Here is a 20,836-nt window from a genome sequence, read left to right as displayed (position 1 = left end):
GTTTTGAAAATCGGTCGAACCCATCAGGTTCTACAGGTGCCTTGGGGTTTCAGTTTCGACCAGACGAGATTTCGAGAAGTGCACAAACAGAAAAGCCGCGCTTGGCGCGGCTTCTGTGCTAGCGACCATGGCGAACCCACGCCGGACTTACATCCCAGCATGGGTTCTACCAGTTGTCACTTGGCGCTCCCTGCGGGGTTCGAACCCGCGATCTTAGCCTTGAGAGGGCTATGTCCTAGACCGCTAGACGAAGGGAGCATTGACCGTTTTACGGGTCGATATACTAATCACAAAGTTGTCAAAAAAACTCCAGGCTGCGGGGTTCTCCTTTCCGCGCTGTCGCGCCCTCGCCCACCCAACCAAAGGTTGGGTCCCCTGTCTCGGTCAGAACCCGCGATCTTAGCCTTGAGAGGGCTCCTCCTCCGAACAGCTCCTGAACGTCGCCGTTCTATGGAGCCGACTCGGCGGGCTGACGTTCGGTCGCCGGGCCGCTCCCTCACTTTTCAGCCACTGGCTGCGCCCGCCTCGCCTGGCACTCACTAGGCCGTTCGTGCCAGCCTAGACCGCTAGACGAAGGGAGCGTTTATTTAAATGGGGGGGGGAACGACCGGCTCCAAGGCTTGCCGTTTTTCCCAAACCCCTCTCGCTCGAACTGGCAAAACCATGTTCTCGCTCGCAGTGGGCAATGGGAGCACCTAGCAAAAGGTGCCCTAAAAGGCAATTATTTTATAAAAGGGGCTTTTAGGGGGGTATTTTGGTGACAAACACGGAAAAATAATTTATGCAGGCGCACAACTTAAGGAGACTACCATGATAATCGAAAGATCCGAATACAAAGGCAATCCGATGCTTGTGATAAAAAGGAACGAAACGGACAAGTTCCCGTTCTCTTTCGGACTGACCAAGGCCAAGATGATCCTTGAAACGCTGGACGAGATCAAAAAGTTCGTGGCAGAGAACGACAAGGAAGAGAAGAAGTAGCCGTTCTACCTGTCGATCTGCTCACCGAACCAGCCGCCGGTCATGGCGTCTAGGTCGGCTATTAATTCATCCTTTAAAAGGTCCATCTTTTTGGGGCTTTCTTTAGGATCGGGGAATTTGATCAATTTCTCCAGCTCGAAATATCTCTTGTTCACCTCGGCGAGCAACAGCCTTCGCTCACGCATCTGATATCGGGCCTCCTGAGTTACGTCTATCGTGTCGGGATTGTAGATGAGCTCATTTAACGACCAGACGGCTTTTACCTCTAACGAAATATCATCATTGGAGTCCTGCTTAATGTTGGAAGTGGTGGGGCCTATCTCTGTCCCCGCCGATGTTACGGAGACATTGTCATCTATTGCAACGTTCACGTTGTTCTGGATGGCCCTTTTGGCTCCTATTTGAAAGGTGGGAAGGATGGCCGCCCGGCGCGAACGCCTTTTAAGGTCAGAGAGGTCTTCGGGATTGATCCTTGCGTAGTTGAGCGCCATCTTGTGAACAACGGAGATGTCGGGCAGGGTCATTTGGACGGTGCCCGCCTGCCCAATTCGAGAAACGACAAGGAACGCCATGATGAATATTTTAAGCCTCATGCCATTCACCTTAAGCAAACATCGTGCCAAGTTAGCATCATTGAAATCGTTGACTATATTTGTTCACCGGGGCAGGACAATGTGTCCAATTTACGTCACTTATAAAAAACGGTTAACAGGTTGGTGGTTTTTCAGGTTAACAGGTTAAAAGGCAGAGCTTCCTTATAGATCAACTTGTTATGAACCCGCCGGCCTGCAAATCTATTAACCTGCTAACCGATCTACTTCTGGCACGAATCTTGCTAGGTCATTTCACATGAGACAAATAGTCATAATAATATGCGCGCTCATCTCATCATGCGGAAGCTCGTGGAATGTGGCAAAGGGGCCGGACGTAAAAGAAAGAAATCCAGCGCTATCTGGCAGCAGCGACGGACTTCTAAAAATAGTGGTTTTAGATGTGGGCGAGGGGGCGTCCCAGCTTGTTATGTCTCCCGAAGGAGAGGCCGCTCTTATCGATACAGGGATAAAGGGGAGCCTTAAAGATAGGTTAGGCGGAATTAATATCAAATACCTTTTTATTACGCACGATGATTCGGACCACAACGGCGACATGGAAAATGTCGGAATACCTCCTACCGAATTCAAATCAGGCGATCTCTTTTATCTGGGCGGTGATGTTCGCATCGAAACGCTTCTAAAAGATTGCGAATATATCGATGGGTTTGAGGTCGAATGTGAGAACGATAACGAAAGCTCGGCCGGGCTTCTCATATCTTTCGGAGGCTTTAAATATCTCGTGACCGGCGACCTGCCCGGCGGCGGGGGAGAAGCTCCGTACACAACGATAGACATGGAAACCCATCTGGGGGAGCTCGCCGGCGATATCGACGTTCTGCATGTCGGCCATCACGGAAGCAATACATCTACCAATCAAGGGTTTTTGGAGCTGACCTCTCCTGAGGCGGCGATCATCTCAGTAGGAAATAATAACGACTACTGGCATCCTCACCTATCGGTCATCAAGCGCCTTATTCAGAACGATATTGAGATCTTCCAGACAGAGCGAGGCTGGCTAAAGAACGAGTTCGTGGACAAGGCAAACATCTTAGGCAACGTCACCATTGAATCCGACGGTATTTCATATGACATACATTGATATTTTTGATATCTTCAAGAGGCAAAGCGAAGGGGGCGCATAATGAAAAGAATTGTGAGAGCTTTAATCTCTTCGCAGAAATTCTGGCGCGGGAGAGAATAGAGATGAGCGAGAAAATTTCCTGGTTGCATGGATATTGGTCATTATTTTTGCCGGATTTGTAGAAGCGATCATCTGCTTCTTTTTAGTTTACAGGAGTCGTAAAAAGGGATATATTCAGATCGAACTTAAGCGAAGCTAACCGTCCCGGTCGCGAAGGCGGCCGGACACAAAAGGAGGAATTTTATGGCAGCAAAAAAAGCGTTCGGCGGGTACACCATCAACTTTAAGGGGTGTAAGGACCCGATAGAGAAAGTGTTCGGAGTAGCACCGATCGGCCCCAGCGAAATGACAAAGAAGATCTGGGCCTATGTCAAGAAGAACAAGCTCTCGAAGAAGTGACCTGAGCGATGTCCGCGTGAGCGGACGAGTCGAGGGATCTCCCGTATGCAATTTTACAAGCGCGATTCTTCGCTATGCTCAGAATGACCAGAAAAGTTGACAAAACAGTAGATGGGCGCCTGTCAAGGTTGGTGGGTGCCCATTTTTCTATCAGCGGCGGCCTTTTTGAGGCCGCGCGTCGTGCCGGGGCGCTTCATTGCAACACCATCCAGATATTCACCAAGAACTCCAACCAGTGGGAAGCGACGCCTCTTCTGGAGGCCGACATCGTAAGATTTCAAAATGAATGTTCTGCCCAAGGGGTTAGGCTCGCCTTTTCACACACGGGTTATCTTATAAACCTGGCCACGGCCGAAGATGGGGTTCACGGCCTCTCAATGAGATCGATGATGCAGGAGCTAAAAAGGGCGGAAAGTTTAGAGCTCCCTTTTATTGTGGTCCATCCCGGTTCCCACAAAGGGGCGGGCGAGATAGTCGGTATCGTGCAGGTAGTAGAGTCTCTCAAAGAGCTCATCGACGATACAGAGGGGTTCCGCGTCAAAATAGCCCTAGAGACAACGGCCGGACAGGGCCGAAGCATGGGTTACAAGTTCGAACATTTTGACGAGATATTCAAAAGGCTTCCCGCGAAATACATGAAAAGGATAGGCGTCTGTATGGACACCGCCCATATATTTGCCGCCGGCTACGACATAAGGGATAAAAAGGGTTACGTCGCCACCATGAAAAGCTTCGACGATCTTATCGGAATAGAAAATCTCCTTGCGATACACCTGAACGACTCGGCCAAGGACCTTGGGAGCAGGGTCGACAGGCACGAAAATTTAGGCAAGGGATATATTGGACTTGATGCCTTCACTATGTTACTAAGGGACAAGAGGTTCTTTAATGTCCCCTTTGTCCTGGAAACGCCAAAAGTGGATAACGACGCTAACGACAAGAAGAACCTGAGGATCATAAGAAAAATAGTGGGGGATATATAAATGAAGAGAAAAATATTTTCGATTTTCGGGCTGGTCTGTATCGTGGCGTTCTTTCTGCCATGGCTAAAGGCCTGCGACAGGGTCGGCAGCGGTTTTGAGCTACTCATACTCGACTCCATTAAGAGCTTTGCAACAAGTTCGCTCTCCTCCCTCAATACCGGCCTTCTTCTGCTCTTGGTCCCTCTCTACGCCATCATTGTGGCGTGGCTTTTAAGGCCGGAGCATTGCACAAGGTCGTTTAAGTTCCTCTTCGGGTTCTTGGCCCTCCTTTCCGTCTGGAACTCAGGCATTTGGGGCGGCCTTGTAATAAGTGCTCTTAAAGAGGAGTTCGGAACAACGAGTCATATCCACGCAATGAAGATGGCAAGGCTTTCAGCCATCGCCATAATAGGCGCCATTGCCCTCATTGTATTTCTCGTAAGATGGCTAAGGACCAAGAAATTCAATTGGGGATGGTCTCTGGCGGTTCTGATCATTCCAATCTTTCCTGCGCTAGGCATTGGTTTTACAATGAAGCCAAACTTCTATGGACTCTGGATATACACAGGCGCTCTAATAGTTCTCTTCATCGGCGCCGTTTGGGACGGTATCAAGCCATACGCTAATCCCTCTGAACTTCACGATTGAGGGTGTTCCTTTGTGGATCTGTAAGGTCTGCGTAGCGCAGGTCAAGCATCGGGCCGAGCGCGTTATCAAGGCCCTTCAAATAGATCGACTGGTAAGGGGGATCGGTCCTGTGTGACGCAAAATAGTTCCTGAACCTTTCTGCTATGTCTCTGTTAGCAAAGTTTATCACCGGACCATACGTCTTCATGGTACTGTCCAGCAGGCATCTTAAGAACAGGCATCCGTCCGAAGGCGTCGTTTCTAGCGATCTTAGTATCTCAAGGAATCTTTTCACGAAATCGCCGCGTTTAAAACCGTTCAGTGAGTTAGGCAAACATAATAGTAGGTCGGATAAGAATTCTAACACGTAGAACGATAATAACAGGCGGCGGCGTCAAAATTTACATCATTTAAAGTATTTTAGAACTTTGCCAGAACGTCTTCGAATGTCGGATTACCTATCTCTTCGATATAGTAGCGGACCCTCATTGCAGGCTTGTCGAGCTTGATGACCCTGCGGATATCTATTGGGCTTGCGACCAGTATCACATCACACGGAGTTGCCTTGACCGTCTCTTCCAGGTCGTTTAGCTGATCCTTATAATAACCTAAGGCTGGGAGTAGATTTCCCATGTGAGGATATTGCTGATAGGCCTTCTTTATCGAACCAACGGCGTAGGGCCTTGGGTCAACGAGTTCAGCCGCCCCGAACTCCTTGGCGGCAACGACCCCGGCGCCAAAGCTCATGCCCCCGTGGGTGAGAGTTGGGCCGTCTTCAATTACAAGGACGCGTTTTCCCTTTATCGCCGCTGGGTTTTCGACCGTTAACTTGGAGGCGCCGTTTATGATGAGCGCGCTCTGGTTGCATTCGCGGATATTTGCAAGAAGCGTGTCGAGTTGCTCTTTGTTAGCTTGTTCGTACTTGTTTATAACAAGGACGTCGGCATCGATAAAGTTGACCTCGCCGGGGTAATACTTTCTCTCATGCCCGGCGCGTAGCGGGTCAAGAACGGTTATGTGCAGGTCCGGAACGTAGAACGGAACGTCGTTATTTCCGCCGTCCCAAATGATAACGTCGGCCTCTTTTTCGGCCTGACGCAAGATCTTTTCGTAATCAACGCCGGCATAAACGACCAATCCTTCGTCGATGTAAGGTTCATACTCCTCGCGCTCTTCTATCGTGCACTTGTGGTCGTCCATGTCCTTATAGCTGGCGAATCTCTGGGCTATCTGCTCTGTCAGGGCGCCGTAGGGCATCGGATGACGTATGGCCACCACCTTCCTTCCCTTCTTTTTGAGGGTTGAGACGATCTTTCTGGAGGTCTGGCTCTTTCCGCAACCTGTCCTCACCGCGCATACGGCAACAACTGGTTTGGTCGACTTTATCTGGGTGTGAAGAGAGGAGAGGAGCGTGAAGTCGGCGCCCGCCGCAAGGGCTATGGCGCTTTTTTGCATCACCGTTTCGTAAGAGACGTCCGAGTATGAAAAGAAGACCTCATCAATTTTTTCGTTGGCTATAAGATCGGCAAGCGTCTTTTCTGAATGAATGGGAATTCCCCTTGGATAAAGGCGGCCCGAAAGATCTGCCGGATATTTTCTCCCTTCGATGTTCGGGATCTGCGTTGCCGTGAAGCCCATTACTTCGTAGTTGGGGTTGTTTCTGAAGAAGACGTTGAAATTGTGAAAGTCCCTTCCTGCCGCGCCCATGATCAAAACTCTTTTCTTGGTCATAAAGTATCCTTTTAAGGTTTTTTAAATCCGGTAATTTCTAGCAGAAGATGTTTTTTTATGCAAGCACCGCATAAAATTAGCCCGACTTCCGCAACTGGGGGCGGAAGTCGGGTTAACCTCACTTACAATCATAGCCTCTTTCCATCCATTCAGTGCGGCCAACGTGTCCGCACGTATGTATATATGCCTTGAGTGGAAACTGAGGCTAAGTTCGGATCTGGAAAATGAGCTTTTCTTGAAAAAAGGTTGCAAGTCCTCATAAACTTTATCAACTTTTGACAGGAAAGTGGTTTTGAAAGTCCAGCAGGCCCATTTCATGATATGGTTTTTTGACCCTGTTTTTGGGCGATTTCATGCCTTCTTATACCACTACCTGAGCTAAAGGCCTAATCAAACGCTGACATGTTGAAATTGTCAGATCCGAACAAAACGCACACACCCAAAACTGTAGCGTTTCCGTCACCCCTGTAAATCTTGACTCCGTCTTGTGGTTATAATTCAATATCAGAAAATGCCAGAGAGGAGGATGTTGGCCACCTCTCCGGCCATCTGAATAAATCCACATCATTCTTCGTAGTGATAATCACTACAACGGCGACCATTGCATGAATCGAATAAGGTCATACCATAATTGACCTGGTCGCAGTGCACATTCTTACCAAATGGCACACCACTGCAATCAATTGGTTTCTCTGCCGATTTTTCAGCTACGGTCTGAGCTTGTTCCACAAATTGTCTTGCTCGATTCCTGAGAGCATTTAGGTCCATATTGTCATATCTTCCTTCTCAGTAGAAATGATCGAAATGATACCCTGCTTTGAACAGTTCGTTGCCGCGGATAGTTTCTTCCGTATATTCGCGTCCGAACATCAAGTCTACGATAAAATCGTATATGCCTGTTCTTGAAGAAATCTCTCGCTCAGCGACACTTTTTGCGCAAAGAAACCTAAAGGCATCTTCTTCACTGAGCACATCCGGGAAACCTGTAAGCGCCGCAACTTTTCTATACTCGTCATTTCCAGAAATGGGTACGCTGATGCCGCATTCCGTAATGGTTGTTGATCCATAGCACTTACCATCGCTCTCATAACCGCTTGGGAAACATGGTGGTCTGGCATAATATGTAGCAACTTCTCTTGTGACACATTTTGTAGACATAAAAAGTCCTCCTTAAAATTGTTGTTACGGTTAAATGAAAAATAGAATGACAACGAGAATATGATTGGGCGTTACGCCCACCAGATGTGGAAAAATGAGTGTGTAAACATACAGGGGCCGCGGGTTTTATTGCCCCTGCAATCGTTTATAGAACTTTTGAAAAATACCGTTTCCATATTTCAACTCTCTTGAGCCACGCGTAATCGTGGCAATTGATGCCGAAAGCTTATCTCGAATCACCCTTTGCGGAACACCCCCGATAAGCCCACAAACTATCTGCCACCGTTTTGCCAATTCCCCGTGTTCAGCCGGTGTTAATAAGGTTTTTAACAAAACATTTGCCTCATTAGCTCCTCTTGCCGAAGCCACCATCCTTGCCAACTCTTTCTTCCATGCATCTTTCATGCACTCACGAACTAGTGCATAAAAGCAATCCTGTCAAGCATTATTTTCAAAGCGGCCTCCTTTTATAATGGCCACAAATGGTGAAAATAGGTTCGAACTTTGTTCCAGATGGGGCCGCCAATCAGGGTAAGTGGGGCCTAGTGACAGCCCATGCAACCATGCGAGATTTGACGGAAATCAAATTCTCTAAAGCGCAACGATCCTCAATGGTTATCATCTTGCCTTCCACTTTAATGAGTTTTTGTGCGCGCAGGCGCTGAAGCCCGCGTGAAAAAGTCTCCTGTGTGATATTTAATTGCGAGGCAAGCTCCCCCTTTTTGAGCGGGAGCTCAACGGAAACTTTTTCGCCGGACGTTCTATTCTTTACGAGCGACAGGATATATTCAGCTATCCTTGTCGTGGCGTCTTTGAGCGTCAGGGAATGGATCTGCTCGACCATAACGTGCAGGAGCATCGAGAGATTTCCGATGATCTTGACCGACAACTGCGGGTTGTTCAAAAGTATGTCTTTGAACTCCTTTACGGGTATGAATATGAGCTCTGTCTCATCGACCGCTTCGGCGTTTGCAGGGAATATCCCCATCCCGAACGCCGCCGCCTCGCCGAAACAATCGTTCTCATGAAAGGTGTGGAGAAGGTGTTCCTTCCCTTCGGGAGAGAGCTGAAATATCTTTGCCGCGCCCCCGACGATTATATATATGCCCCTCGCCTCATCACCCTGATTGAAAATAAGCATTCCGTCGGAGTATTTCTTCGCCCTTGCTATCAAGGCCATCTTATCCAGTTCATCCCTTGAAAGGCCGGAAAAGAGCCTGCTTTTTTGAAGGCCATTGACAATTGGCATATTTGTTTATCTAATGCGGTCTTAACCATTAATCAAGGGGATACTTATGGAGAAATTCTTCAGACCAAAAAGCGTGGTTGTCGTCGGCGTTTCCGAATCGCCGAGGAATCTTTCAAAGAACATCGTCGCGAACCTTTTGGAGTTCGGCTTCAAGGGGATAATCTATCAGGTCGGAAGGGAAGAGGGGACCCTTTTCAGCCGGAAGATATACAACTCCATAATGGAGATAGAGGACCCGATTGAGCTGGCGGTGATTTTGACGCCGGCGCCGACCATTCCGGCCATCGTGGAGGACTGCGGCAAAAAGGGTATTCGACACGTCATCATAGAATCGGCAGGATTCAGGGAATATGGCGAGAGCGGCCGCAAGATAGAGGACGAGATAGTAAGGGTGGCAAAGAAACACGGTATCCGCTTTATCGGCCCCAACTGCATCGGGACCATGGATATTTATTCCGGGCTCATGACCTCGTTCCTGGGAATGAAGGACACGTTCAAGCGCGGCAAGATATCGGTGATAACCAATAGCGGAGGGGTCGGTTTTTCGTATCTGACCATCTTCAAGAACGAGGGTTTGGGTCTTTCTAAATTTGCGAGCATCGGCAACAGGATAAACGTGAACGAGAACGACATGCTTGAATATTATCTGAAAGATGACGAGACCGATATTATCGCCATGTATCTGGAGGGGATCAGCGACGGCAAGCGTCTGATGGAGCTTGCAAGGAGCTCAAAAAAACCTATCATTATCCACAAGGCGAACATAGGGACCCATGCGAGGTCGATAGCCGCCACTCACACCGCCTCTCTTTCCAGCGACGATTCGGTGGTCTCCGCAGCGTTCAAACAGTGCGGCATTATTCGCGTCAGGGACAAGGAGTCGATACTTAATTCGCTTAAGATACTTCCAATGCCGCCGCTTAAAGGCAACAATCTGGCCATTATCTCAAGGTCCGGGGGGTACGCCATAGTTGCGGCAGATATTTCGGAAAACGTTGGTTTTGAGCTTGCTCCTTTGAGCGAGGCCCTCAAGAAGAATATCGAAAAGAAGATGCGCGGGAACGTTATAAAGATAACCAACCCCATAGATGTAGGCGACCTTTTTGATTACGGCATGTACATAAAGATTATAGAAAAGATGTTGCAGCAGAAGAATGTGGACGGGGTCGTGTTCATGCACATTTACTTGAGCGCGGAAGAGGGGGAGATGACGAGGAGCCTTCTAAAGAACATCTCCGAACTTACCAAGAAATATAACAAACCTGTCGGCGTGTGCGTTGCCACCGACGAGGACGAGTTCCAACGTCTCAGAAAGGACGTATCGTTCCCGATCTTTCCGGTCCCTTCGGCGACCATGTACGCCATGGCGAGGTCCCGCGATTTTTGGAGGCGTCAGTGTGAAAAGCGGCATTCAGTTTCGGAGAAGAGCGCCAGCGTTCCTAAGGGTGCCAAGGCAAGAGTGGCTAAGGTAATAAAGCTTTGCAAAAAACAAAAAAGAAATCCGCTGATCCATGAGGCTATGGACATATTCAAGGCTTATGGAATTTCTGTGGTTGACGGTGTGTTGGCCAGGAGTGCGGACGAAGCAGTTAGGGCGGCGAAGAAGTTCCGCTATCCGGTCGTTATGAAGATAGTGTCGAACGAAATATCCCACAAGACCGACTTTGGCGGGGTTCATTTGAACATAAGGGGAGATGAACATGTTGTGGATGCATATAAGGAGATGATGAAAGGCGCTTCTCGCGCACTGTCATCCCTGCGGAAGCATGGACCTAGAGCGGGTGAGAGAGGTCCCCGCTTTCGCGGGGATGGCATAGAAGGTGTTCTGGTCCAGCCGATGTTAAAGGACGGATGCGAGCTCATCCTTGGCACAAAGATGGACCCGAACTTTGGTCCCACGGTCCTTGCGGGTCTTGGCGGAATATTTGTGGAGATATTGAAGGACTCACGTGTTCGGGTCTGTCCGTTCGATCATGTCGAGGCGGGCGAGATGCTCACAGAGCTTAAAGGCTATTCCATACTCAAAGGTGCGCGCGGCGGAAAGCCTTACGATACGGACGTTGTAGAAAAGTCCCTATTAAGGCTCTCCAGACTTGCCACCGATTTTCCCGAGATAAAAGAGATAGACATGAACCCGTTCTATCTGCTTCACAAAGGCAAGGGGGGGGTTGCATTGGATGCGAGGGTGATACTATGAAAAAAACTATAAAAAGAATAGGCGTTCTGACCGGCGGCGGTGATTGCCCGGGGTTAAACGCGGTCATCAGGGCAGTTGCCAAGAAGGCGATGAACGACCACCGAATGACCGTGCTGGGGATTGAGGACGGATACGAGGGGTTGATAGAAGGAAGGGCGAAGGACCTAATCTACTCGAGCGTTTCCAACATCCTTGCCGTCGGGGGAACCATACTTGGCACCTCCAACACGGCAAACCCTTTTGAGTATGCGGTGATCGAAGGGGGCAAGGCAGTTAAAAAAGATGTTTCGAAAAAGGTCGCGGAGAATTTTGAGAAGTGGGGGCTAGACGCCCTTGTTGCGATAGGCGGTGACGGCACATTGACCGTTGCGCACAAGTTGGAGAAGATGGGGCTTCCGGTGGTCGGAGTTCCAAAGACGATAGACAACGACCTTAACGCCACCGACCTGACCTTCGGCCACGATTCGGCGGTCCAGGTCATAAGTAACGCCATAGACAATCTTCATGCCACCGCGCAGTCGCATCACAGGGTCATGGTCGTTGAGGTAATGGGGCGCTACGCCGGATGGCTTGCCCTCCGAGGCGGACTTGCAGGAGGGGGAGACGTTGTCCTGATACCTGAGATGCCATTTAGCATGGACGCCGTAATTGAGACGATAAACGATCGCAGAGGGTCGGGAAGACGTTTTTCGATAGTCGTCGTTGCAGAAGGGGCCCACGAAAAGGGAAGGGACCTTGTTGTTAGGCAGAGGATAGAGGACAGCCCCGATCCCATAAGACTCGGCGGCATCGGCAAATACGTCGCCGACATAATAGAACAGAGGACCGGCGTCTCATCCAGGATAGTCGTTCTCGGTCATCTTCAGAGGGGCGGCACTCCGACCGCGTTCGACAGGCTCCTTGCTACGCGCTTTGGCGCCGCGGCGGCCGCGCTCGTCGCTGAAGGCAAATTCGGCAGGATGGTGGGGCTCAAAGGAGGCGAGATAAAGGACTCATCCCTTCTCGACGCGATAGGTAAATTAAAGACCGTCCCGCCCGATCACGAGCTCATAAGGACCGCCAAGTCCTTAGGCACATTCTTCGGATAATCATCCGGGGAGACCCACCGCGTGTGTCCACGGAATTTATTTCATTTTGGGAAAATATCTGTTATACCGTTTCTAATATGTGGCTCTCGCCAAAACGATCCGAAAAGGCAAAGAAGGCAAAGATCAAGAAGATCTGGAAGTGGCTGAAAATAACTGTATTTTTTGCCGTATGTTTCACCCTGTTCGGCGTCTGGTATCTGAACCACCTCACCCGTTCAATAGAACAGCGTTTTGAACTTTCGCAGAAATGGAAGATACCTTCAAAGGTATATTCCGATGCCGAATATCTTTACCCCGGCGTGGGCCTTTTACATAAGGGTCTACAACTAAAGCTAAACCGCCTTGGTTACCGGGACACTGGCGATAAGATAACCGGTCCCGGCGACTACGCGTTCGGCAAGGGTTATATCGACATCTATCTCCACGATTTTGATTATCCGGACGATAAGTTCACAGGATTTTCCATAAGGCTTACGCTCGACGGCGAAACGGTCTCAAAGATAAATAATATTACAAATGAGGAAGAACTTTCAACGGTGAGGCTGGAGCCGGAGCTTATCGCCCCCGTTTTTTCCGATGAGATGGAGGACCGCACCCTTGTCACAATGAAAGAGGTGCCGCAGCATCTTATCGAGGCGGTCGTCCTTATCGAAGATGAACGTTATTTCAAACATAAGGGTGTGGACCCAACAGGCATAGCGCGCGCGGCGGTGAAGGACCTCTTTGCGATGAGGATAGTTCAGGGGGGCTCGACGCTCACGCAACAGCTTGTTAAAAACTATTTTCTTCACAGCAGGAAGACGTTCACAAGAAAGATAAACGAGGCGCTCCTTGCGATGATACTCGAACGCCGGCACACAAAGGCCGAGATACTCGAGGCATACCTGAACGAGATATACCTGGGCCAGCGCGGACGTTCCAGCGTTATGGGGGTGGGAGAGGCCTCGAAGCTCTATTTTGCAAAGAACGTGGACCAACTAACGCTTGGCGAATGCGCGCTTTTGGCCGGCATGATAAGATCCCCGAGCGAATATTCGCCATTCAAGCATAAAGAAAAGGCGAGCGTCCGCCGCGATTTCGTCCTTGATAAGATGTATAGCGAAGATCTCATCACCGCGCGAGAGCTTGCCGACGCCAAGGCCGAGGCCATAAATCCGCCTGAAAGAACCACTCAGCCGGTAAAGGCGCCTTATTTTATAGATTTCGTCAAACAGCAGATAGTCGACCTTTATCCGGCCGACGTGCTTGAGAGCGAAGGGCTTAAAATATTCACTACGATCGACATGACCGCCCAGCTCGATGCCGAATCGGCTGTGGATAACGGGCTCAAAAAACTTGAAACAACCTATGCCTCGATCCTTCCCAAGGACCACGAGGGCCCCCTTGAAGCGGCTCTCGTCGTCATTCAACCACAGACGGGTTACATAAGGGCGCTGGTAGGCGGCAGAGATTTCTATTCGAGCCAGTTCAATCACGTGACACTTGCAAAGAGGCAGCCCGGTTCCACTTTCAAGCCGTTCGTATATCTTACCGCCTTCGACCCCAAGAGGAGCAAGACCCCGTTCGCGCCATCCACCTATGTTGAAGACAAGGCCTTCACGGTAGAGGCGGCGGGGAAGGATTGGACGCCGTCAAACTATGACAAAAAGGAGCACGGGCGTGTCACATTGCGCAAGGCGCTTGAACAGAGCTATAACATTGCAACGGCGAAACTAGCTATAGAGGCGGGGCTTGATAACGTCGTCAAGACCGCGCGCGATATCGGGATAAAGAGTGACCTCATGGCGGTGCCAAGTCTTTCGCTCGGATCCTTTGAGGTAACGCCTTTGGAGCTTGCCTCGGCCTATACGGTATTTCCCAACGGAGGTGTCAAGGCAGAGGCGATATCTATCATAACCATAGTCGATAAGGACGGAAAAGTACTTGATAAACGTTCGATTGAAATGAAACGAGTTTCCGACGCAGGCCCTGTTTATCTTACAACCGACGTTATGAAGGGTGTTGTGGACCACGGCACCGCGGCCTCGGCGAGGAGACTTGGATTTAAAGGCATAGCCGCCGGTAAAACAGGGACCACAAGTGATTATCGCGATGCATGGTTCGTGGGATTTGCGCCGCAACTTCTGGCCCTTTCGTGGGTCGGGTATGATGACAACGCCCGGATAAATATGAGCGGCGCTCGTGCGGCGCTTCCCATCTGGGCCTCTTTCATGAGGGATTATGTTGGCAACGATCAGGAAGATTTTGCTCGACCGGGCGATGTGATTCTGGTAAATATCGACCCGGAAACCGGACAGCTCGCGACGAAGAACTGTCCCGAGACGTCGTTCGAACCATTCGTAGAAGGATCGGAACCCAACGAACCATGCGCGTTACATCCTGCCACAGGTCTTCTAAAGAAAATATTTGGAAACTGATTCTGCCTCTTGCTTCATGCCTCCTGCTTCTCTCCGCCTGTGCCGGAGTTTCCAATAAATCTGCGCCCAAACGCTTTATCTCCAAGCCCAAAATAGAGCGAGTGGAGGAGACCGGCGCCAAGAAAGAGGTGATCCGCCCCGAGCCCAAGCCCTTGATGATAGCCTCGACTCCAAAGGCCCGTGCATCGGTCAAGGTGGTTGAAGAGGGTAGAAGAGAGATGGCCGCCGGAAATTTTGAGGTCGCCGAGAAGCAGTTTCAGGAAGCTATCAATATCGATCCCAATAACGGCATTGCCTATTATTACCTTGCCCGTTCCGAGTTCGAGCTGGAAAAATATGAGCAGGCAAGCGGAATACTTGACAAGGCCGAAGATCTTCTGGCGGGCTCAAAGGAGTGGCTTGAGGCGGTGGCAACGCTTCGTGATATGATCAAGGAGAAATCCCAACGGCCAAATCACAATGACGAATAACATCACAACGTTTCAATTCCCAATAATTGGGCATTGAGATTTGGATATTCATTGGTCATTGGATTTTTTTCGCGAAACGAGGTATCCATCTAGGCACCAAAGCTTTATACCTTTTATATTCATCGCGGTACCTGTCCTCTAGCGAAGGCTCTTCAAAGGCCATGACCCAAAAGTGTACGCAAAGCGAAAGTATCACCGCGTAGAAAAGGAGCGGTACCGATCTTAAGAAGATAACCTCTCCCCAGAGTATCAAAAGCCATCCAAGTATGAACGGATTTCGCATGTATCTGTAGGGTCCCGCCACGACCATTCCGTCGGGCGACGAATAGGGTGCCGGATGCCCTTTGCCCGGGACAAGGAGCAGGAACGAGCAGTAGGCCGCAAGGGGGGCTCCGAACAGCATGAGTAGAACGCCGAAATACTTGAACCAGCCAAGGGGTATCGGGGGGGCGAGGTAATCAAGCTGAACCGCGAAATAGGGCCCCGCAACAAGTGCTATGAAAAGAAGGATCGTGCCGATCACTATGGTCTTAAACTCGATCATCAATCGGCGATTATACTCCTTAACTTCTTGCTCGACAACAGCTTATTTTAGACGCATATATCTTCCCATGAGGCATATCATTATCTTTTCAACGGCCCCTTCCGAGAAAGAGGCGGCAAGAATAGCCAAGGCGCTTGTCGGCAAAAAACTCGTTGCATGCGTAAACATGGTCCCAAAGCTCCGCTCTATTTACAGGTGGAAGGGGAAGATATTCGACGAACCCGAAGTCTTAATGATTATGAAGTCCCAAAAGAAGCTATTCGGTCAGATCAAGAAAGAGCTTAAAAAGCTCCATTCATACGAATGCCCCGAATCGATAGCCATGGATATTGCCGATGGCTTGCCTGATTATCTGAAATGGATCTACGATAGCACGAGATAAGCCTATCCTTCGCCGATAAGCTTGCTCTTTAGAACATGGCTGAAGCCGAGTCCGGCGTGGATCAAGAGCTTGCGAGCGGAATCTTGGCTCCTTTTCTGCGCGGCGAAGGCCTCGTTTAGAATAGCCTCTCTTATATCTACCGGATGATATTTCTTGCTAACGATCTTCTTTTCGATCTTTTCGAGGTTCTTTAGAAACTCGACCATGTCCTCTACCGAATAGCCCATTAAATAGAGCATCCTTCCGGCAAAGCCGTCTGCGTTGGCTTCGTCTTCGCGGCGAATGGCCATCAGCTCATCATATGAATTTCCCGTGAGCTCCTCTTCAGAAGGCAGCGGCGACACCATATGTCCCCATTCGTGGGCCATGATCCCGGCAAGCAGGTCTTCTCTGTCCTTATACTTTTCTAGGAAATCGACGCCTACATAAACAATGTCGTCTTCATCTACACACGCGGTGCGGCCCTTGGTAGCGGCAAGGCGTTTGGCCTGTTTCTTGGTGATCGACTCAAGTTTCTTTCTTATCTTTTGAAGCGTCCCTTTTTCTGCAAAGAGCGCAGCTATCTCCGGGGGTATGGAATCGAGGTCGAGCTCCTCCGGTTTTGGATCGCCAAGAAGTTTACGCAGTTTTGCGCGGACCTCGGAAGAATCACCAATGTATCCCGCGGTCGCGATCACGCGCGCAAGAAAGTTCGGAGATATTCCTATTCCGATATTTGGGACCTTGTCTACTGGCATAGATATACTTACACCTCTTACTACTATTATCGGCAGAACGACACCAAAAGTTGCTCATAAAATACATTGTCTGTTCGGAATCCCTAATTCCGGACATGTAATCTGTTCTGAAATCTGAACACTGCCACATGGCGCAATTCGCAACCTATTGAAAAATAAGAGCTTCACCTAAACGCTACTCTTGGCACGAAAATTGTCAAGATGAAGTTCGAAAACCACAGAGAGCAAACAAACATGGGGAGGCGCTATGACAACTATGATGAAAGGGATACATCAGAAGAATTTATTTTCGCACATGAAGACGGTCGGAGTCTACGTTCCGGAGGAGAGGAAGTATCGGGCGCTCAGCGAATGCTTACCGTAGGTAGAACTAGCGGAAGTAGCGAACCGGCATCGGTAGAAGCTTACGGATATCAACCGTGGTGCGTCGCTCAATCTGCGGTTGCATCTTGGGGCATTTATTATGCAGACGATGGACGGGCTGACAGACCGGAAGACGGAAGAGACGGTAAGGTATCATGCCGGGGTGCGCTTGTTGTGCGGCGTGGATGGGACGGCGGAGACGATCGATCACACGAGTATCGAGGATTTTCGGAACACAGTTGGGCCGGAGGTGGCAGAGGAGCTGAACAAGATCATCGTGAGATATGCTGTGAAGGAAGGATTTACAGGGAGCAAGACATGTTCGTCGGATACAACGGTACAGGAGGCTCCGATTCAGCAAGCCGCGGGCGAGGTCGGGGGAAGCGTGTATCACAAAGGGGCAGATGGCAATGTTGGGTACCAATCTAAGCAAATTGCTCAGGGATTTGAGAGGAGATGTTCAGATAGCGGTGGCCGTGTGACAGAGGAAGAGATAAACAGGGAGGCTACGGGGGATGGTGACAGAGAAAAAACGTTCGGATCGTCTGAAAAAGAAAACAGGGATCCTAAAAACGTTTTTTTAAAACACTATTTCCCTAATTTCAACTAGGAAAAAGATTGACTCCTATTTATAGTCCTCATCGTCGGCAAATATCTTTTGCCTGTTATTTCCACGCACAATGATATGATAAAAAGCCCCCGGAAATTCTATTCGCGGCTTGCGTGTCATACGGCGTATGGCTATGCCCCCTTTTTACGTAGGCACATTTTTGTCAATAGCTAATTAGGAAAGCCTGACCCCTTTTTTTATTATGTCCGTCAACAAAACGACAAATCAATCTGTGTTGAATTTTTATCAGCAACAGATATTTTCTGAAGGCAATTTGAGAGAGCTTAAGGGCCGTCTTTTGATTTTGCCGGAAGGAGTTCGTCGGCATATAGAAATGCTTGTTAATCTATATTTTGGAGCTAAAAGCTCGCTTTCCGTTCGCGAGTATTTTGAAATTGATCCTAGCGATTTTTCGCGTTTGCAGGAATTGTTGGCCGAAGTAACGCCCAAGATATTGTGCATCATGGTTGAAGGGGTTGAGAGCGGCAATATCGATTTGATAGCTCTTGATAAATCATGGCACGAGCTTGCGGGTTTGATGTTGGTTTATAAAGATGCTTTGCCGGCAGAGTTGATATCGTGGAAAAGTTTGGTGGATTTGGAAAGCTATAGATGGCGGGAGAGCGATAAGTATGTGAAAGCCGCTACGAGCGGGGCCGCGAATTTGCTGGCGAAAAAGGCAATGTCTGGAGTGCCGGCACTTTTTGGAAGAAAAGCACCCATCCTGAAAACAATAAATGATGTAGCGGTCAGGTTTGCAGATTACTACCATCTGAAGAGAGGAGTAGGTGATTTTCTGTTAGAGCAAACGTTGGACGATATAGAGGAAGTTCTTTGGGGTATCGTAGATCACACCGGAGCCGTAAGCATAAAAGATGTCGGGAAGCTTGGATTTAGCGAGTTCAGGAAATTTTTAATAGAGCAGGCGGAGTTGAACGATAACATGAGTTTTAGGACGCCTTACGCGTCTTTGCTAAAAGAGCCTCGTTTTGGGCCGCTTTTTGAGGTGCTTTACGGTCGTGCGAGCGGAAAAGCGGTTTCATATATTTTGTTCACAGATTTGCGTGATTTAGCCCGCGATTTCATATCGGAAATGATAGATATAGACGAAGACGCGATAGTAGAGAGGTCGATAAATAGCGAGAGCGGCAGGAGGCGGCTGGCCGGAATAATTTTAGACGACAAATACAAGCTTCAAATCAGATCAGATTTAATCAAAGCTGTTGGCAGAGTTTCAAAAGCATATGTTTCTACCGAAAGAATCGAGGGGATTAGCGATTATATATCGACAATAAACTATTTTAACTGGGCGGAGACCGGACATAACGTTGCCAAGGCTGGAACTGCGGCGTTAGGGATATTGGAAGAGATTGGAATACAGGCAACGGGATATAAAGCAGAAGGAAAGCCAAAGAGCGCAAAGCTTAAGGATCAGATAGAAGGCAATTTGGCGGAATTAGAAGAACTTGCCAGGGCCGAAAGTTATTGGTCAAGCATAGACAAGGGAATTAGAAGCAGTTTAAGGGGGTACGTAGAAAAAAGTGCAAGAGAATTAAGGGAATCTTTAGGCAAGGTAAAGAGCGAAGAGGAATTTGATAAATATCTAGAAAAATTGCGCAAATTTTTAAATCAGCGGCTTAACTTTTTGGTAGAAGGTTCTGGATTTAGGCTTCTTATGGATAAGTCAGGCGGGTCGCGAATCGATCGAGATCTGGCAAGGGGTTTATCTTCGATAATGTCTGGTATTTCGCCGTCCTACAGGAAATCGTTAGACCGTCTTATCTATGTCGCAGATATTGTTTATCATGCCAAAGGTATGGGAGAAGCAGTAATAGATAATCGTGAGCCGAAGGCAAGAGATAAAGATTTAAGCGCCATGATATCAAATCTTGCGGGAGCGCTTGACGAGACGAGATTTGCGTTATGGTACAAGTACAAGAGCCACGGCGCTTTATCGAGATTAATCGCTAACGCAGAAGAAGCAAGAAGCATGGGAGATATAGTAGAGATAAGGCGGGCGTGTTTGGCGCTGCGATTGATAAAAGGGAAATTAATGGGAGCTGAAAGCAGTGAAGACATAAACAAGGCGATATCGATTTTGATAAGGGAGTTAAGAGAGAATCGTGTAATTTACAATGGGTTGGAATCTGCCGAAGTGGACGGCATCGAGGCGTCGATAAATCTGCTTCAGACGACGCTCGAGATAGTTGTTTTGAGCATGGCGTTAAAAGGCTCAGGAATAGGAGCTGGGGCGGCAGGCGCTGGCGCAGAAACCGTTTCGTGGGTTACAAGATCTTTGCGTGGATTTGGGCTTGGAGCGTATAGCTCAACTATGGAGAATATAGTGGGAAGAGCAACAGATCAAGCTGGGATAACGTCAACTACATTCGAGGACTGGCTAAAGGATGCGGTAGCGACTGGTTTATCGATGGCGATAACAGGCTTGCTGCCGGCGACAGCGGGAGGCGGCAGGAATTTAATCGAGAACGTATGGCGCAGGTATACGGTAAATGGTTCTCGATCCGCGTTTACATTTTTAAGAGACACAGGTGTTGAGATATCTGAAGAGATGATCGATCAATACGTACGTGAAGCGTTTAATGGCAACTATGACGTGATGACATTGAATCAGGTTTTAGAAACCGTATTAGTATGTCTAGCCGGCGGCGGATTAAAAGTGGGAGCGGTTGCCGAAGCGATAGCCGGGGATAGAAGAGGCATCGTAGATAAGTCCGGAGGCCAGGGAGAGGGGGAAGTCCGTCATCCCGACGAGACCAGTCATCCACGCGCAGGCGGGGATCTAGTGCATCCAGATGCGACCGCAACACCAACTGCGGCAGTTCAAACAACCGCAGTCACCCCTCCGGGAACGGACTTAAGTTATGGAGTAACGGAGGCAGATAAAATAGCAAATGCGATGGCCAGGGTCGAAACAGACCCCAAATTTGTCGCAGAACATATAGGGGATTTTGGGATAACCAACCAAACCGCCCCTGTTGCAATAGCAACAGCGATCGCTAGTAAAGATAGTAAAGCAATTTCTAAGCATATCAAACAGTTTGGTATCATTAAAGAAACCGACCGAATAAAAATAGCGAAGATAGCCGCCGTGCAGAATGGAAGGGGGACTTCAGCCCGTATCCAAGACTACGGCATAAAAGATCAGGCCGAATTAGTAGCGATAGCG

General features: G+C 49.0%; 18 protein-coding genes, 1 tRNA gene and 1 pseudogene. 10 read left to right on the top strand and 10 right to left on the bottom strand.

Annotation, left to right across the window (positions count from 1 at the left end; all coding sequences use genetic code 11):
* Nucleotides 1–181: 181 nt before the first annotated feature.
* Together COV46_07525 and COV46_07520 are read right to left on the bottom strand one after the other, a co-directional pair.
* Nucleotides 182–258: transfer RNA gene (locus tag COV46_07525), tRNA-Glu, on the bottom strand.
* Between the two features lie 728 nt (nucleotides 259–986).
* On the bottom strand, nucleotides 987–1,574 hold the full coding sequence (locus tag COV46_07520) for a hypothetical protein (GenBank protein PIR16644.1): 588 nt from the start codon (nucleotides 1,572–1,574) through the stop codon (nucleotides 987–989).
* 256 nt (nucleotides 1,575–1,830) lie between these two features.
* Here COV46_07520 and COV46_07515 point away from each other — a divergent pair, with 256 nt between their 5' ends.
* The 3 genes from COV46_07515 to COV46_07505 all read left to right on the top strand — a co-directional run bounded on the left by COV46_07515 (nucleotide 1,831) and on the right by COV46_07505 (nucleotide 4,724).
* Nucleotides 1,831–2,673, top strand: coding sequence for a hypothetical protein (locus COV46_07515; protein PIR16643.1), 843 nt, complete (start codon nucleotides 1,831–1,833; stop codon nucleotides 2,671–2,673).
* Between the two features lie 560 nt (nucleotides 2,674–3,233).
* Nucleotides 3,234–4,097 (top strand): deoxyribonuclease IV, encoded by an 864-nt coding sequence (locus tag COV46_07510; protein PIR16659.1) that lies wholly within the window; start codon nucleotides 3,234–3,236, stop codon nucleotides 4,095–4,097.
* Nucleotides 4,098–4,724: a hypothetical protein gene (locus COV46_07505; GenBank protein ID PIR16642.1), complete on the top strand. Its 627-nt coding sequence runs from the start codon at nucleotides 4,098–4,100 to the stop codon at nucleotides 4,722–4,724.
* Here COV46_07505 and COV46_07500 read toward each other — a convergent pair.
* The 5 genes from COV46_07500 to COV46_07480 form a co-directional block, all read right to left on the bottom strand.
* On the bottom strand, nucleotides 4,699–4,911 hold the full coding sequence (locus tag COV46_07500; GenBank protein ID PIR16641.1) for a hypothetical protein: 213 nt from the start codon (nucleotides 4,909–4,911) through the stop codon (nucleotides 4,699–4,701). The two genes, COV46_07505 and COV46_07500, sit on opposite strands and share 26 nt — an antisense overlap.
* A 212-nt stretch (nucleotides 4,912–5,123) precedes the next feature.
* Nucleotides 5,124–6,434 carry a GTPase gene (locus COV46_07495; GenBank protein PIR16640.1) on the bottom strand — a complete coding sequence of 437 codons (1,311 nt, stop codon included), beginning with the start codon at nucleotides 6,432–6,434 and terminating at the stop codon, nucleotides 5,124–5,126.
* A 786-nt stretch (nucleotides 6,435–7,220) separates the two neighbouring features.
* On the bottom strand, nucleotides 7,221–7,592 hold the full coding sequence (locus COV46_07490) for a hypothetical protein (protein ID PIR16639.1): 372 nt from the start codon (nucleotides 7,590–7,592) through the stop codon (nucleotides 7,221–7,223).
* A gap of 126 nt (nucleotides 7,593–7,718) precedes the next feature.
* Nucleotides 7,719–7,997 carry a transcriptional regulator gene (locus COV46_07485; GenBank protein PIR16638.1) on the bottom strand — a complete coding sequence of 93 codons (279 nt, stop codon included), beginning with the start codon at nucleotides 7,995–7,997 and terminating at the stop codon, nucleotides 7,719–7,721.
* A 121-nt stretch (nucleotides 7,998–8,118) separates the two neighbouring features.
* Nucleotides 8,119–8,841 carry a transcriptional regulator gene (locus tag COV46_07480; GenBank protein PIR16637.1) on the bottom strand — a complete coding sequence of 241 codons (723 nt, stop codon included), beginning with the start codon at nucleotides 8,839–8,841 and terminating at the stop codon, nucleotides 8,119–8,121.
* Nucleotides 8,842–8,887: 46 nt separating this feature from the next.
* On the opposite strand from COV46_07480, the gene COV46_07475 reads away from it, so the two are divergent.
* The 4 genes from COV46_07475 to COV46_07460 all read left to right on the top strand — a co-directional run bounded on the left by COV46_07475 (nucleotide 8,888) and on the right by COV46_07460 (nucleotide 15,013).
* The gene (locus tag COV46_07475) at nucleotides 8,888–11,038 is read left to right on the top strand and encodes a hypothetical protein (GenBank protein PIR16636.1); all 2,151 of its coding nucleotides are present in this window, start codon (nucleotides 8,888–8,890) and stop codon (nucleotides 11,036–11,038) included.
* On the top strand, nucleotides 11,035–12,126 hold the full coding sequence (locus COV46_07470) for a 6-phosphofructokinase (protein PIR16635.1): 1,092 nt from the start codon (nucleotides 11,035–11,037) through the stop codon (nucleotides 12,124–12,126). Before COV46_07475 ends, COV46_07470 begins: the two co-directional genes overlap by 4 nt.
* A 77-nt stretch (nucleotides 12,127–12,203) precedes the next feature.
* On the top strand, nucleotides 12,204–14,543 hold the full coding sequence (locus COV46_07465) for a hypothetical protein (protein PIR16634.1): 2,340 nt from the start codon (nucleotides 12,204–12,206) through the stop codon (nucleotides 14,541–14,543).
* Nucleotides 14,492–15,013, top strand: coding sequence for a hypothetical protein (locus tag COV46_07460; protein ID PIR16633.1), 522 nt, complete (start codon nucleotides 14,492–14,494; stop codon nucleotides 15,011–15,013). The genes COV46_07465 and COV46_07460 overlap by 52 nt, the downstream gene beginning before the upstream one ends.
* A 55-nt stretch (nucleotides 15,014–15,068) precedes the next feature.
* On the opposite strand, the gene COV46_07455 is transcribed toward COV46_07460, so the two are convergent.
* Nucleotides 15,069–15,557 carry a hypothetical protein gene (locus COV46_07455; protein PIR16632.1) on the bottom strand — a complete coding sequence of 163 codons (489 nt, stop codon included), beginning with the start codon at nucleotides 15,555–15,557 and terminating at the stop codon, nucleotides 15,069–15,071.
* A 67-nt stretch (nucleotides 15,558–15,624) separates the two neighbouring features.
* Between COV46_07455 and COV46_07450 the strand changes: the two genes are divergently transcribed.
* On the top strand, nucleotides 15,625–15,939 hold the full coding sequence (locus COV46_07450; GenBank protein PIR16631.1) for a divalent-cation tolerance protein CutA: 315 nt from the start codon (nucleotides 15,625–15,627) through the stop codon (nucleotides 15,937–15,939).
* Between the two features lie 2 nt (nucleotides 15,940–15,941).
* On the opposite strand, the gene COV46_07445 is transcribed toward COV46_07450, so the two are convergent.
* Nucleotides 15,942–16,676, bottom strand: coding sequence for a hypothetical protein (locus tag COV46_07445; GenBank protein PIR16630.1), 735 nt, complete (start codon nucleotides 16,674–16,676; stop codon nucleotides 15,942–15,944).
* A 463-nt stretch (nucleotides 16,677–17,139) separates the two neighbouring features.
* On the opposite strand from COV46_07445, the gene COV46_07440 reads away from it, so the two are divergent.
* Nucleotides 17,140–17,649, top strand: coding sequence for a hypothetical protein (locus COV46_07440; GenBank protein PIR16629.1), 510 nt, complete (start codon nucleotides 17,140–17,142; stop codon nucleotides 17,647–17,649).
* 24 nt (nucleotides 17,650–17,673) lie between these two features.
* Here COV46_07440 and COV46_07435 read toward each other — a convergent pair.
* A pseudogene (locus COV46_07435) lies at nucleotides 17,674–17,769 on the bottom strand (transposase).
* Nucleotides 17,770–17,983: 214 nt separating this feature from the next.
* Here COV46_07435 and COV46_07430 point away from each other — a divergent pair.
* A partial coding sequence (locus COV46_07430; GenBank protein PIR16628.1) for a hypothetical protein occupies nucleotides 17,984–20,836 on the top strand: 2,853 nt, incomplete at its 3' end.

This window comes from Deltaproteobacteria bacterium CG11_big_fil_rev_8_21_14_0_20_49_13, assembly GCA_002796305.1.
GTDB lineage: Bacteria > UBA10199 > UBA10199.
This window is presented reverse-complemented; position numbering and strand designations above follow the sequence as displayed.

Bases quoted from the DNA above. Each gene is read 5' to 3' on its own strand.
- COV46_07520 (PIR16644.1), bottom strand. From the start codon at position 1,574: ATGAGGCTTAAAATATTCATCATGGCGTTCCTTGTCGTTTCTCGAATT.
- COV46_07515 (PIR16643.1), top strand. From the start codon at position 1,831: ATGAGACAAATAGTCATAATAATATGCGCGCTCATCTCATCATGCGGA.
- COV46_07505 (PIR16642.1), top strand. From the start codon at position 4,098: ATGAAGAGAAAAATATTTTCGATTTTCGGGCTGGTCTGTATCGTGGCG.
- COV46_07500 (PIR16641.1), bottom strand. From the start codon at position 4,911: ATGAAGACGTATGGTCCGGTGATAAACTTTGCTAACAGAGACATAGCA.
- COV46_07495 (PIR16640.1), bottom strand. From the start codon at position 6,434: ATGACCAAGAAAAGAGTTTTGATCATGGGCGCGGCAGGAAGGGACTTT.
- COV46_07490 (PIR16639.1), bottom strand. From the start codon at position 7,592: ATGTCTACAAAATGTGTCACAAGAGAAGTTGCTACATATTATGCCAGA.
- COV46_07485 (PIR16638.1), bottom strand. From the start codon at position 7,997: ATGAAAGATGCATGGAAGAAAGAGTTGGCAAGGATGGTGGCTTCGGCA.
- COV46_07480 (PIR16637.1), bottom strand. From the start codon at position 8,841: ATGCCAATTGTCAATGGCCTTCAAAAAAGCAGGCTCTTTTCCGGCCTT.
- COV46_07475 (PIR16636.1), top strand. From the start codon at position 8,888: ATGGAGAAATTCTTCAGACCAAAAAGCGTGGTTGTCGTCGGCGTTTCC.
- COV46_07470 (PIR16635.1), top strand. From the start codon at position 11,035: ATGAAAAAAACTATAAAAAGAATAGGCGTTCTGACCGGCGGCGGTGAT.
- COV46_07465 (PIR16634.1), top strand. From the start codon at position 12,204: ATGTGGCTCTCGCCAAAACGATCCGAAAAGGCAAAGAAGGCAAAGATC.
- COV46_07460 (PIR16633.1), top strand. From the start codon at position 14,492: ATGCGCGTTACATCCTGCCACAGGTCTTCTAAAGAAAATATTTGGAAA.
- COV46_07455 (PIR16632.1), bottom strand. From the start codon at position 15,557: ATGATCGAGTTTAAGACCATAGTGATCGGCACGATCCTTCTTTTCATA.
- COV46_07450 (PIR16631.1), top strand. From the start codon at position 15,625: ATGAGGCATATCATTATCTTTTCAACGGCCCCTTCCGAGAAAGAGGCG.
- COV46_07445 (PIR16630.1), bottom strand. From the start codon at position 16,676: ATGCCAGTAGACAAGGTCCCAAATATCGGAATAGGAATATCTCCGAAC.
- COV46_07440 (PIR16629.1), top strand. From the start codon at position 17,140: ATGCAGACGATGGACGGGCTGACAGACCGGAAGACGGAAGAGACGGTA.